Annotated in this window: 15 protein-coding genes and 1 riboswitch; of the genes, 7 read left to right on the top strand and 8 right to left on the bottom strand. The window is 42.6% G+C overall.

Going from position 1 to position 12,778, the window contains the following annotated elements; all coding sequences use genetic code 11:
* Window positions 1-67 precede the first annotated feature (67 nt).
* Entirely contained in the window at window positions 68-811 is a 744-nt protein-coding gene (locus CHH48_RS11750) for a ZIP family metal transporter (protein ID WP_095219155.1), read from the top strand.
* Window positions 812-1,006: 195 nt separating this feature from the next.
* On the opposite strand, the gene CHH48_RS11745 is transcribed toward CHH48_RS11750, so the two are convergent.
* The 5 genes from CHH48_RS11745 to CHH48_RS11725 form a co-directional block, all read right to left on the bottom strand.
* The gene (locus CHH48_RS11745; protein ID WP_095219156.1) at window positions 1,007-2,335 is read right to left on the bottom strand and encodes an ABC transporter substrate-binding protein; all 1,329 of its coding nucleotides are present in this window, start codon (window positions 2,333-2,335) and stop codon (window positions 1,007-1,009) included.
* Between the two features lie 19 nt (window positions 2,336-2,354).
* Window positions 2,355-3,167, bottom strand: a complete 813-nt coding sequence (locus CHH48_RS11740) for a carbohydrate ABC transporter permease (protein WP_095219157.1) — start codon at window positions 3,165-3,167, stop codon at window positions 2,355-2,357.
* Window positions 3,164-4,090: a carbohydrate ABC transporter permease gene (locus CHH48_RS11735; protein ID WP_095219158.1), complete on the bottom strand. Its 927-nt coding sequence runs from the start codon at window positions 4,088-4,090 to the stop codon at window positions 3,164-3,166. Before CHH48_RS11735 ends, CHH48_RS11740 begins: the two co-directional genes overlap by 4 nt.
* Window positions 4,087-5,211 (bottom strand): ABC transporter ATP-binding protein, encoded by a 1,125-nt coding sequence (locus CHH48_RS11730; RefSeq protein WP_095219159.1) that lies wholly within the window; start codon window positions 5,209-5,211, stop codon window positions 4,087-4,089. The genes CHH48_RS11735 and CHH48_RS11730 overlap by 4 nt, the downstream gene beginning before the upstream one ends.
* Window positions 5,212-5,394: 183 nt before the next feature.
* Window positions 5,395-5,646: a GlsB/YeaQ/YmgE family stress response membrane protein gene (locus CHH48_RS11725; protein WP_095219160.1), complete on the bottom strand. Its 252-nt coding sequence runs from the start codon at window positions 5,644-5,646 to the stop codon at window positions 5,395-5,397.
* A gap of 268 nt (window positions 5,647-5,914) precedes the next feature.
* Between CHH48_RS11725 and CHH48_RS11720 the strand changes: the two genes are divergently transcribed.
* Window positions 5,915-6,727 (top strand): glycerophosphodiester phosphodiesterase, encoded by an 813-nt coding sequence (locus tag CHH48_RS11720; RefSeq protein ID WP_176466418.1) that lies wholly within the window; start codon window positions 5,915-5,917, stop codon window positions 6,725-6,727.
* A 38-nt stretch (window positions 6,728-6,765) separates the two neighbouring features.
* Here CHH48_RS11720 and CHH48_RS19575 read toward each other — a convergent pair whose 3' ends face one another.
* Entirely contained in the window at window positions 6,766-6,906 is a 141-nt protein-coding gene (locus CHH48_RS19575) for a hypothetical protein (RefSeq protein WP_176466419.1), read from the bottom strand.
* Window positions 6,907-7,102: 196 nt separating this feature from the next.
* Here CHH48_RS19575 and CHH48_RS11715 point away from each other — a divergent pair, with 196 nt between their 5' ends.
* The 4 genes from CHH48_RS11715 (at window position 7,103) to CHH48_RS11700 (ending at window position 10,624) form a co-directional block, all read left to right on the top strand.
* Window positions 7,103-7,429, top strand: coding sequence for a MerR family transcriptional regulator (locus CHH48_RS11715; RefSeq protein ID WP_038563668.1), 327 nt, complete (start codon window positions 7,103-7,105; stop codon window positions 7,427-7,429).
* 498 nt (window positions 7,430-7,927) lie between these two features.
* A riboswitch (SAM riboswitch) is annotated at window positions 7,928-8,035 on the top strand.
* Between the two features lie 94 nt (window positions 8,036-8,129).
* On the top strand, window positions 8,130-8,939 hold the full coding sequence (locus tag CHH48_RS11710) for a MetQ/NlpA family ABC transporter substrate-binding protein (protein ID WP_095219162.1): 810 nt from the start codon (window positions 8,130-8,132) through the stop codon (window positions 8,937-8,939).
* A 12-nt stretch (window positions 8,940-8,951) separates the two neighbouring features.
* Window positions 8,952-9,965, top strand: a complete 1,014-nt coding sequence (locus tag CHH48_RS11705; RefSeq protein WP_095219163.1) for a methionine ABC transporter ATP-binding protein — start codon at window positions 8,952-8,954, stop codon at window positions 9,963-9,965.
* On the top strand, window positions 9,962-10,624 hold the full coding sequence (locus CHH48_RS11700) for a methionine ABC transporter permease (RefSeq protein ID WP_095219164.1): 663 nt from the start codon (window positions 9,962-9,964) through the stop codon (window positions 10,622-10,624). Before CHH48_RS11705 ends, CHH48_RS11700 begins: the two co-directional genes overlap by 4 nt.
* A gap of 43 nt (window positions 10,625-10,667) precedes the next feature.
* Here CHH48_RS11700 and CHH48_RS11695 read toward each other — a convergent pair whose 3' ends face one another.
* Both CHH48_RS11695 and CHH48_RS11690 read right to left on the bottom strand, forming a co-directional pair.
* Window positions 10,668-11,666 carry an inorganic phosphate transporter gene (locus CHH48_RS11695; protein ID WP_095219165.1) on the bottom strand — a complete coding sequence of 333 codons (999 nt, stop codon included), beginning with the start codon at window positions 11,664-11,666 and terminating at the stop codon, window positions 10,668-10,670.
* Window positions 11,667-11,676: 10 nt separating this feature from the next.
* A complete protein-coding gene (locus CHH48_RS11690) occupies window positions 11,677-12,294 on the bottom strand; it encodes a DUF47 domain-containing protein (protein WP_095219166.1) in 618 nt (205 codons plus the stop codon).
* Window positions 12,295-12,479: 185 nt separating this feature from the next.
* Here CHH48_RS11690 and CHH48_RS11685 point away from each other — a divergent pair, with 185 nt between their 5' ends.
* Window positions 12,480-12,776, top strand: coding sequence for a HesB/YadR/YfhF family protein (locus CHH48_RS11685; protein ID WP_095219167.1), 297 nt, complete (start codon window positions 12,480-12,482; stop codon window positions 12,774-12,776).
* The last annotated feature ends 2 nt before the right edge of the window (window positions 12,777-12,778 follow it).

Genomic DNA, 12,778 nt, shown 5'->3' with positions numbered 1-12,778 from the left:
CTTCACCCATGTTTAATTTCTTTCCATTATGGCAATGGCTCTACATGATACGGAAAGGAAGATGCATATGTGGGAAGCTATTTTATGGGGAGCCATCGCCGGATCTGCCAGTTTAATCGGTGCAGCTGTACTGATGCTTGTTCCAGTAAAGAAGCGAATTATCGGTTTTATCATGGCCTTAGGTACAGGGGCGCTGATCGGTTCTACCTCCTATGAGCTATTGGAGGAAGCATATGAAATCAGCGGTGGCTTGCAAGAAGAGGCAATAGGATTTCTTGGAGGAGCAGTTATCTTTACAATATTGGATATTGTTATATCACGCAGCGGCGGGAAGAATCGCAAAAGCAGCCGTCTGCACGAGACACATAATAAAGAGAAGAAAGGTTCAGGCTTGGCGATATTTGCGGGAACTGTAATGGATGCGATACCAGAATCGGCCATGATCGGCTTGAGTTTGGCAAGCGGGGGAGGTGCAAGTACTGCCTTGATCGTATCCATTTTCATCAGTAACTTTCCTGAAGGTCTTTCCAGTACCTCGGGAATGCAAAGCAGCGGCTATAGCCGGAAGCGCATCATTATCATGTGGATAGCCGTAATGGTTATCTCCGCTTTGAGTGCATTAATCGGAGCTGCATTACTTCAGGATACAAGCGCTAGTACAAGAGCGATACTTAATTCATTTGCAGGAGGAGCAATTATTGCTATGGTGGCATCCACTATGGCGCCTGAGGCATATGAAGAGGGAGGACCAGCTGTAGGAATTGTAACTGCAGTAGGGATGTTCATCGCCTTTTCATTGGCGCATGTTTAAGCATAGCTTACGCAGGGGATATACAAACAAAAGAATGGAGGCGTTTCAACATGAAAAACCTTATTCGGAAAGCGATCAAGTATGGACCTGTCGTCTATCCTATCGTTAAGAAAATTATCAATAAACGCAAAGCGAAGCGTTCTGGAAGAGCTTCGTATTAAAAAACCGTGAGAGCATATGCTCTCACGGTTTTCTTTATCTGCTGCGACTGCCTTTTTCAAGGACAGTGTCCACTTCAGCGGCTGCTTTATCTAGTGCAGCTTTTGGATCTTCACCTTGGTATAGACTCTCCATACCAGTTACAATCTGCTGCCGTGCTTCTGGGAAGATGGAAATTAAAGCACCTTGTGTTACCGTACTTGGCACTGTATCGTGCAGCTGGTCAACAGTTACTTTTAACTGTGGGTATTTTTCCCACTCTTGTTTTACGATATCTTTTTCATAAGCAGCTGGGTTGATGGCGAAATAACCAGATTCAACATGCCATTTTGCCTGAACCTCTGCTGTTGACAAGTATTTCATGAAGTCCCAAGCAGCTTGCTGCTGATTCTCTTCTATATCCTTCGCCATCCAGAGGGAAGCTCCTCCGATGATAACGCCTTGCGGATCAACATCATCCGGGTGCGGCAGATAAGCTACGCCAACCTCGAAATCGGCATTATCGACGAGTCCTTTTATACCGGCAGAGGAATCAAGCATCATTGCCATCGTGCCAGTTTGGAAGGATGCCCGCATATCATCCCAATTTTGACCGCTATTATAAAAAGTTCCTTCCTCGTACATATCACTTATTAATTCAAATACCTTTTGACCTTTTTCATCGTTGAATGAAGCTTTTGTTGCTTCGCCTTCGCGTCCATTTTCATTATCGACGAACATACCTCCCTGTGTGGCAAGCAATTCTTCGAAGAACCATCCATAATTCAAAATGGAAAGACCATATTGTGACGTTTTATCTCCTTCTTTAATCGTTAGCTTTTCTGCAGCATCCTTCAGCTCGCTGTATGTGCGTGGCGCTTGCTCAGGATCAAGGCCAGCTTCCTTGAATGCATCCTTGTTATAGGCAAGCACAGGAGTGGAGGAGTTAAATGGCATAGAATACTGCTCGCCATCCACTTGATAATAGGAGGAAATATTCTCTTCCCATTGTGATGTATCGTAGTTTTCTTCATCGATGAATTTCTGTACAGGCTGGATATTTCCGCTGTCTATCATTTGCTTTGTACCTGCTTCAAAAATCTGTGTAACTGCGGGAGCATCTGCAGTACCCGCAACAGTATTCAATTTTGTCAAAGATTCCTCATATGAACCTTGATAAACCGGCTTTACAGTATATTTATCCTGTGAACTATTGTATTCGTCTACGATTTCATTGACACTTGCTTCTAATTCTCCGCCCATGGCATGCCAGAAGATGATTTCTGTCTTGCCATCCTCAGTTGTACCGCTCGCAGAATCCGTACTGGAACAAGCGGTAAGGAACAGTACAAATAAAACAGATAAACCAGCTAATAGTCTTTTCATCATATAACCTCTTTCGATTTTATTTGATTGCACCTTGCGTGAGACCTTTTTGCAGTTTTTTCTGTCCGGCGAACAACAGCAGCAGCGTAGGCAGGATTACGATGACTACACCAGCCATGACGATACCCCAATCGGATGCGATTTCTTGTGTTTGCAGCTGCTTAAGCCCGATCTGGACGGTTCTTGCCGATTCTGTGTTTGTGACTAACAGCGGCCAAAGATACATGTTCCAATTGGTCAGAAAGCTGTAAATACCTAAGGTGATTAAGCTCGACCTGCTGACGGGCAGGATGACATTCCAGAAGAAACGAAATCTGGAAATACCAGCTACCTGAGAAGCTTCATAGAGTTCTTGTGGTATTGTCTTGAAATGTTGGCGTAATAGAAAGGTTCCGAATGCCAAAGCAAAGAACGGGATTGTCAACCCGAGATAGCTGTTTGTCCAACCTAGGCTTTGTATTGTCATGAAATTCGGTACCATCGTCGCTTCCCAAGGTATCATCATGGTTGAAATAAACAGGAAGAAGACAAAGTCTCTGCCTTTGAACTTCATGAAAACAAAGGCGAAGGCAGCTAAACTGCTGACTAGCAGCTGTCCGATCATAACGATGGCAGATGTGACAAAACTGTTTAGCAGATAGGTTAGCAGCGGCACCTTTTGAAATACCTCTAAGTAATTATCCAATGATAGACTGCTAGGAAGAAGTTGTCCGCCCATAACTTCTCCGCCATCCATGAAGGAGATGCTGAAAGCATAGAAAATCGGAAACATCATGATGATAGCGCAGATGACCAGGACGGTATAAAGACTGATCCGCTTTGCAAGAATCATTGGTAATGCACCTTCCTTTCGCCAAGCTTAAACTGCAAGGCTGTCAGCAGCAGGACACAGAAGAATAGGATAACTGCCTGTGCACTCGCCGAGCCGACATCATTATTAATGAAGGCATCCTTATAGATGGAATAGACGATTACATTTGTTGATTCTACTGGTCCGCCCTTGGTAAGAATGTCAATTTGCCCGAATGTCTGAAAAGAGTTGATAAACGATACTGTCACGATAAAGAATAATGTAGGGGACAGCATGGGCAGTGTGATTCGGCGGAGCTGATAAAGATAACTTACACCTGCTACTTTTGCATTTTCGTATAGATGGGTATCGATGTTCTGTAATCCGCCAAGTATGATCAGATATGCGAAGCCTGCATTCATCCACACTGTGGATAAAGATACTGCGAGCAAGGCATAATCAGGATCCTGCAGCCATTGAATGGCTGGAAAGCCTAACCATTCAGCAATTCTGCTGAATACGCCGATTGAAGGATTATACATGAACATCCAAATGACACTGGATGCGGCAACGCTCATCCCCATTGTGGAGGAAAACAACGTACGGAATATGCCGATTCCCTTGATTTTTTCATTTGTCAGCAATGCAAGGAAGAGAGCGAGCAGGATACCTGCAGGTACTGTGTATAGTACAAAAAGAATGGTAGCTTTAACGCTGCTCTGAAAACTGTCTGAGCTTAGTATATACTGGTAGTTTTCTAATCCGACGAATTCGAATGGACCCATTTGGTCAGCTAAAAAGAAACTCAAGTATATAGTTCGGAACATTGGGTAAAAAACAAACACGCCGAACAGGATGATAGAAGGAAGCAAATAGAGCCAGCCCTCAAGGAAGGCGAATAGGTTCCGCTTTGGGCGGCGGCTTTCTTGAGGTGGAACAGGCTGCAGGTCCCGACTGTCATTCATCTGAGTACCTCTCTGGCTGTCTGGTTTGGCTGTCCGTCATTGGCTGCCCATAGAATCCGTCCATTGTCTTTTGAAAAGAGGTGGATAGCGTCTAAGTCGAAACGGATTGGTATTCTGTCCCCGACAGAGAATTGCCATTGACCGTTCCAACGGGCAATCCATTGATCTTTGGCATTATCCAGGATGAAGGTGATGAGCGTCTCTGTACCAAGTACCTCAGTATTAACGACCTCTACCACAGCATCTGCTTGCTCGGGAGCGGAAAACAGGATATGCTCTGGCCTGATACCGACTTGAACATTTTTGCTTGCTGCTTTCACATTGCCTTTCATCGGGTTAGGCAATGTGCAGTGGGGTGAGAGACCGATTTCGCTCGGAGAAACGTCAGCTTCCATTACATTCATGGCAGGTGATCCGATAAATGATGCAACGAATGTGTTGGCAGGGTGATTGTAGATATTAAGCGGTTTGCCGATTTGCATGGCTTCGCCTTCATGAAGGATCATCATCCGGTCTGCCATCGTCATCGCTTCGGTCTGATCATGCGTGACATAGATCATCGTAATTCCCAGCTTCCGCTGTATCTGCCTAATTTCAGAGCGCATCCGGGTTCGAAGTTTCGCATCGAGATTCGATAATGGCTCATCCATGAGGCAAAGAGGAGCTTGCGTCACAATAGCTCTTGCAAGAGCAACTCGCTGTCTTTGGCCGCCTGATAATTCACGTGGTTTACGTCTTAAGTAATCAGCTAAGCCGAGCATCTCGGCAGCTTCAAGACAGCGGCGTCTTTGTTCCTCGCGTGAGATTTTCTTTGTATGTAAGCCGAAGGTGATATTTTGTTCTACATTCAAATGCGGATACAGTGCATAATTTTGAAAAACCATAGATAAATCCCGTTTATTCGGTGGTGCATCATTCATTCTCTTGCCATTCACAAACAATTCCCCGTCCGTTATTGGCTCAAGACCAGCTATCATGCGGAGAATTGTGCTCTTCCCGCAGCCTGAAGGCCCGACAAGGACGAAGAACTCACCTTGCTGCAGCTGCAGATCCACTTGCTCAATTACATTTTTTTTGCCATCATATGACTTTTTTAAACCAGCCAGTTCTACATGTGTCATAATCTGCTCCTTTCCGCGAATTCATCTATACTATAACGAGTGAAAATTGAGTTAACGTGAAGTGTGGGTGAAAAAGCGTTTACAGAGAAGAGGGGAATGGTTATTTATTTTACAAAGCTCATACAATCTCAGAAAAAAAAGACTTGCAGGCAATATTGCCTGCAAGTCCTTTTTTGTGTTCTATTACTTTCTACGCATTTTGCGTAAGATAAGGCTTAATACAAAGACGAAGATAATGGCACCGATTAAAGCTGGAATGATTGCCATCCCCGCTAGATCTGGACCGAAGTCTCCAAAGATAAGTCCGCCAAGCCATGCTCCGACAATACCGGCAATGATATTACCAATGATGCCGCCTGGAACGTCACGTCCAAGGATCAAGCCTGCTAGCCAGCCGATAATACCACCGATAATTAGATATAAGATAAAACTCATAATAACTACCTCCAAATAAGTGATGTGATTTAGTGTGTTGTAGAAATAGCATTCCCGAACTTACAAGATTGCAAACATCTATTGCTTTGTTGCATGTTTACATGTTCTTAAGATAAGCTGCATCATTCTACACAGCAGCTCAACATCCCCTTAATAAAAGGTCGTTATATTGAAAGTACAAAGAAGATGAATAAAGATCACCGTCCAATTCTTGTACTTTCCATATTGCAAAGATTACAATCCAGATACTTACAGGGAGATGATCCGAATGATGAATCAGATTAGTCCATCGTACGAGTCCGTAACTACAAGATCGCTTGATAGTCAGTCCGTGCAAAATGGTATCCTGCCAGTCATTGCTCATCGCGGTGCTTCCGGATTTGCACCTGAAAATACAATTGCAGCTTTTGACTTGGCTGTAGAGATGCAAGCCGATTTCATCGAGCTGGATGTTCAAATGACAAAGGATGGTCAGCTTGTCGTCATACATGACACATCAATCAATCGTACAGCTGCTGATGGCCCGGAAGAGACTGTATATGTGAAGGATCTTGCATTTACCGCCTTACAATCTTATGATGTAGGCGCTGGATATGATTCCGTATATGAAGGTCAGCGCATCCCACTGTTAGAAGATATAATCAGAAGGTATAAAGGAAAAACAAAATTCCTTATCGAATTAAAGTCACCAGAGCTTTACGATGGAATAGAGGAAGCAGTAGCTGAGCTGCTGGAAAGATATAAATTAGCTAATGTTCTTTATGAAGAAGTGATTCTGCAATCTTTTAACTTCGGATCTGTTGCATATCTGTCGCAGCTGTTGCCGCAAGTTCCGCTTGGTGTACTAACGTCAAGAAGTGCAGACCTTACAAATCGTAAACTTGATAAAATATCTACGTATGCAGACTATGTGAATACGCATTTCACTAATGTTACGCAGGATGATACGTTGGTTGGCAGGATTCATACACGTGGCATGCGGATTATGCCTTGGACAATTCGGGCTCCTGGCGAAGTACAACCCTTAATTCGAGCAGGTGTCGATGGTATCATTACAGACTATCCAAATTACGTGAAATAAAAAAAGGAGACCTATTTCGCAGGTCTCCTTTTTTCATGTCATCTATTCTGAACGAGTCGAAGCAGTTCGAATGCTCTGTCTCCTGCAAGGGCTGCAAGATCCTCCCAGCACTCATCGCGCTTCAGGTCGAGTTCTACAATCTGTTGGGCTAAATCAAGGGCTTCCTGATCATGTGCCACGTGCTTGACGCTCCTTTCAGTGTTTCCTATTTACTATTACGTTCAGTATACTTATAGCCGAATTACTTTGCATTAAACATGTAAGCGATGCTGACGAACTATTTTGTTGTTTGTTAGGTTTCCTCACACAACACTAGGATGATTGGATAAATACGGTATAATGTGTAATAACAGCACATGGTGATGAGGTGAACAGATGAGTAATGAGCCTTCTTACAAGAACAGGAAAGTGATCACAATAGGAATTGTGAGTGAACTGACTGGTCTGACTGAACGTAAAATTCGTTATTACGAGGAACGCAAGCTCATTTTTCCTGAACGTTCAGCGAAGGGAAATCGCAAGTACTCTTTTTCGGATGTAGAGCAATTGATCGAGATCGCCAACAAAAGGGAAGAGGGTGTGCAAACCTTCGAAATCCGTCAGCAGATGCTGAGAGACAAAAGGAAGGAAGCGGAAAGAGAGAGCCGCCAGCAAATGCTGCGTGGGCAAATCAATGCCCGCTTTGGTATACAGAGAGAGTAAGTGTGTGTACGTATGTGTTGGGAGGCCTTGTACACAGGAAAGCCGGATGTTTTTCATCCGGCTTTTTATTGTGTTAAAAATTATAATTTGCGGTCTTTAAAATCATTCATAGTTCTCAAGCATGCTGTGATTTAAACCAGTTTTAAATAATTTTTAATGAGAAATAGTATACTCCAAGTAAAATGTTCAGATTACATATATAGATTTAAAAATCCGTTGAAATCGCCATAATTCACTTGGGAGGAAGCGTTATCTAAGGGGGTAACAAAGGATAGATGTAAACTTCTGTTGATTTTTGCCGCTTAATCAATCGCTTGTTTTAAAGGTCTGTGGTCGTATATTCTCGTATTCTTCGGCTGAGTCAAATGACTGCATACTCTCCTGCTATCCTAATACAAAAAAACAGATTGATTTTTCTATAAATTTTAAAATTATATTGACAATAACTAGATTGGAAGGTAAAGTAACAAACAGATCAACAACAAAAGTATAATGAAATTCTTATCAAGAGCGGTGGAGGAACAGGTCCTATGAAGCCCGGCAACCAGATCAATGATCTAGGTGCTAATTCCTGCAGACGGTGAAAGCCGTACTGAGAGATAAGAGAATTAGTGCATACGAATACCATGCGCCTCTCTTAATCTAGAGAGGCGCTTTTTTATTGTAGTTGATGACAGCGAAGAAAAAAGGGGAGAGCAACATGAAAAAAATCTTAAGCTTTGGACTTATCGGATTATTAGCATTATTCTTAGCGGCATGCGGCAATGATAAATCTGCTGCACTAGCAAATGACAAAATATTGGTCGGCGTCAGCGGCGGACCTCATGAGCAAGTGATGGAAAAAGTGAAAGAACTAGCAGCCGATGAAGGTATCGATGTAGAAATCAAAACATTCAATGATTACAATACACCAAACAGTGCGTTAGATGATGGAAGCCTGGATGCGAACAGCTATCAAACACTTCCTTTCCTAGAAGATCAAGTAAAGAATCAAGGATATGAACTAAAAGAAGTATTTAAGACACTTACGTTCCCAATGGGTATCTATACAGATAAGATTTCGGATATTTCCGAATTGAAAGAAGGCGACAAAATCGCTGTACCGAATGATCCTGCCAACGAATATCGTGCGTTGAAACTCTTTGAGACAGCAGGAGTATTGAAAGTAGATCCAGAAGCAGAGAACTCTGCAACGGCTAAAGATGTCGTTGAAAATCCACTGAATCTGGAAATCGTTGAATTGGATGCTTCTCAGCTGCCAGCTCAGCTTCCGGAAGTAGCAGCAGCGGCAATCAACACGAACTTTGCAATGGGTGCTGATTTGAATATCAATGATGATGCTATCTTTGCAGAGGAATCTGCAAACAACCCATGGTCCAACTACTTTGTTGTAAGATCAGCGAACACGGACGATGAAGTTGTGAAGAAGATTCAAGAAATCTATCAATCTGATGAAGTAAAACAGTTTGTGGAAGATGAATTCCAAGGATCCGTTGTTCCAAGCTGGTAAGGGGGAAGCAATATGATTGAACTGAAAAATGTATCGAAGACCTTTACCACGGGCAAGAAGAAAGTGGAGGCGTTGAAAGACGTCTCCTTGAAAATAAATAAAGGTGAAATCTATGGCGTAATCGGATTCAGCGGAGCAGGGAAAAGTACCCTGATCCGCTGTGCCAATTTACTGGAGCGTCCCACTGAAGGCGAAGTATTCATCGACGGTGTAGATCTTACTAAGCTTAAAAAATGGCAGCTTCGTAAAGCAAGAGGGAAAATCGGTATGATATTCCAGCATTTTAATTTGCTGTCGACAGCAACAGTTTATGAGAACGTTGCTAGACCGCTGAAGCTTAGTAAAGTGCCGAAGCATGAAATTAAGGAACGTGTTGATAAATATCTGAAGATTGTAGGTCTGGAAGAAAAGAAAAATGTCTATCCGGCCCAATTATCAGGTGGTCAGAAACAGCGGGTAGCTATCGCAAGGGCACTTGCTCAAGAACCTGAAGTGCTGTTAAGTGATGAAGCAACAAGTGCTTTGGACCCGAATACGACGTCTTCCATTCTTGAACTGCTGCTCAGAGTGAACAAGGAGCTTGGCATCACGATCTTCCTGATTACACATGAACTGGATGTCATCCAGCGTATTTGCGATCGTGTTGGTGTTATGCACCATGGAGAACTGGTGGAAGAAGGATCCGTTATCGATGTCTTCACCAAACCGCAACATCCGCAGACACGGAAATTTGTCTTTGATGATGCGAATTTCCAAGTTCCGGACAGCGTGAAGAAAGGACTTTCTGCTACAGGGCGTCTCGTTTCACTGACGTTTATCGGAGAAGCTTCGAATGAGCCGTTTCTTGCAGCGATTACAAAGAAATTTGAAGTTGTTCCAAGTATACTGGCGGGCGGAATCGATCAGCTGAAAGCTAGCTCCGTTGGTAAATTGCTTATCCATTTGCAAGGAGATCCAGCAGAAGTGGAGAAAGCAATATCGTACTTGGAGTCGCAGCACGTAACGGTTGAGGAGGTGGCGTCATGATTGAGTTCTGGACAGAATGGGGCACTGACATCACCGAGGCATTTTGGCAGACACTGCTAATGACAGGTATTTCTTTAGCTATTTCAATCCTGATTGGATTGCCATTAGGTATTTTACTGGTCATGACAAGAAAAGGCGGACAAGCAGAGAACCGGGTATTTTATTCAATAGTGAATACAATCATAAATGTTATCCGATCTATTCCTTTCATCATCCTTTTGTTCTTGCTATTGCCTCTGACAAGAGCCTTGGTCGGAACTACAATAGGTGTTGAAGGAGTTATCCTTCCGCTTGTTGTCTATACAGCGCCTTATATTGCGCGTTTAATGGAGTCAGCATTACTTGAAGTGAATAAAGGAGTCATCGAGGCTTATGAATCGATGGGAATTTCCACAACTAAAATTATTTGGAGCGTTATCATAAGAGAAGCCAGATCAACGATGATCCTTGGTTTGACGATTGCGACAATCGGTTTGATTGGAGCCACAGCAATGGCGGGTCTTGTCGGAGCTGGCGGTCTTGGAGATTTGGCATATCAATATGGACATTTGCGTTTCGAGCCTGTCGTTATGTATGTAGTTATCATCATCCTGATCATACTTGTACAGGCAATGCAGACATTCGGAAATGTGTTAGCAAGACGCTTGCGAAAAGATTAAAAAAAGCACGCTTGGTTAATTCCAAGCGTGCTTTTCGTTATATTTAAAAGAAAATGTTCAAGATGTAATAAATCAGACCACCCAGACAAGCTGTAATCGGCAGTGTAATGAACCACGTGATGATCATGCGTTTCGCAGTACCCCAGTTAACACCTTTACGTCGGTGAGCTGCACCAACCCCCATGATAGAGGAAGAAATAACGTGCGTTGTACTTACTGGCAAGTGAATAAAAGTGGCACCGAAAATGATGAAGGCTCCAGTCAAATCAGCTGCAACGCCGTTCACTGGACGGATCTTCATGATCTTACCGCCAACAGTTTTGATGATTTTCCAGCCACCTATTGAAGTACCAAGTCCCATAGCAGTCGCACAGGCAGCTTGAACCCAGAATGGAATATCAGATGTTGTATGCAGACCTGCTGTAATTAACGCCATCGTGATGATTCCCATTGCTTTTTGGGCGTCATTCGTACCATGGGTGAATGATTGCAGTGCCGCAGTAAAAATCTGTACCCGACGGAAATTCTTGTTCGTCTTCGGTAAGTTCTTTTCCCGGAAAATTAGCTTGATGATGTTATATAATATGAAACCTACAACAAAAGCCAAAATCGGAGAAATGATCAATGCTTGCAAGATCTTAAGGAATCCGTCTAAATTAAGAATGGCAAATCCGCTTGAAGCAATGACTGCACCTGCAAGAGAACCGATGATGGCATGAGAAGAACTGCTCGGGATCCCGTAATACCATGTAATCAAGTTCCATGCAATTCCTGCAATCAAGGCAGCTAGGATAACGACAGAGCCGTTGACAATGTCGTTAGGATTTGCGATATCACTTGTGATTGTTTTAGCAACTCCAGTAAAAGTCATGGCACCAACGAAGTTCATGACTGCAGCCATGATAATAGCATGTCTTGGTTTCAATGCTTTTGTCGAAACAGATGTTGCGATAGCATTGGCGGTATCATGAAATCCGTTGATGAAGTCGAATGCAAGAGCGAAAATGACAGTTAAAATAGTTAATACTAATAAAACATCCATTGTTTACGCCTCACGAATTCTTCATGATGATTGTCTCAAGATTGTTCGCAACAGACTGGCAGCTGTCTGCGATTTCTTCCAGGATGTAGTACAACTCTTTGTACTGAATTACCTTGATTGGATCTTTTTCGTTCTGGAATAGCTGTTTCAAGGATTTACGGAAGATTGTGTCACAGTTTTGCTCGTGTTGCTTGATTTTAATTGCATGTTCTTGGATTTCTTTTAATTTGTTGTGAGAAAGTAAATCGATTGTAATCAAGATTTCTTTTGCACAAGCACGAATTTCTTCTGTGAATTGATCGATGAAGCTATCGGAAGAATAGATGCCGTATGTATCCATCATTCCAGAGAATTCTTCTATTCCATCAAGTACATCGTCCAAGCTGTTCGTAAGCTGAAGGATGTCTTCGCGCTCGATAGGTGTGATAAAGGCGTGGTTCAATTCCTTTATGATCGTATGTACAAGCTGATCACCCTTTGTCTCAAATTCCTTCAATTTATTGGAGAACTCGGATAAAGTCGCTGCATCCTTCACTTTATACGTAACAAAAAAGTCAGCTGTCTCATCAATATTCTTTGCTATATCGGATAAAAGCAAAGAGAATTTGTCTTGTTTCTTCTTGAACATTACAAAACCTCCGAATGGTGTTTAAATAGGGATGTTCCCGGGAACATATAATGATAAATTTTTGTAAACTATCCTCTAGAGATTGTAAACTTTTTATTAATAATTATCAATGTTTTACTTTGATTTTTGTCGAATGAGGTACACTTTGTCACTATTTGTTATAGTTGTATAGAAGGGGTGAAATTATGCAGATCTCCATTACAAAACCCGCATCAAACTGGTTTGTTCAAGAAATGGACCTTGAACCTGGCAGTGCTGTGCGTTTTTATGTTCGTTATGGCGGAATTGGCGGCATTAAAGAAGGATTTTCACTTGGCATTACTGCGGAACAGCCAAATGACCCAATTACGACCGAGGAAGTACAAGGAATCACATTCTTCGTCGAACGATCAGATGCATGGTATTTTGAAGGGGTAGACTTGAGCGTTAAGTATTCACGAAAGTGGGACGATATCCAATACGAATATCCTCCGCATAATTGAAA

The organism is Terribacillus saccharophilus (genome assembly GCF_002272075.1).
Taxonomy (GTDB): Bacteria; Bacillota; Bacilli; order Bacillales; family Amphibacillaceae; genus Terribacillus; species Terribacillus saccharophilus_A.
Note: the sequence above shows the minus strand (reverse complement) of the source record. Positions and strands in the feature narration are given on the sequence as shown.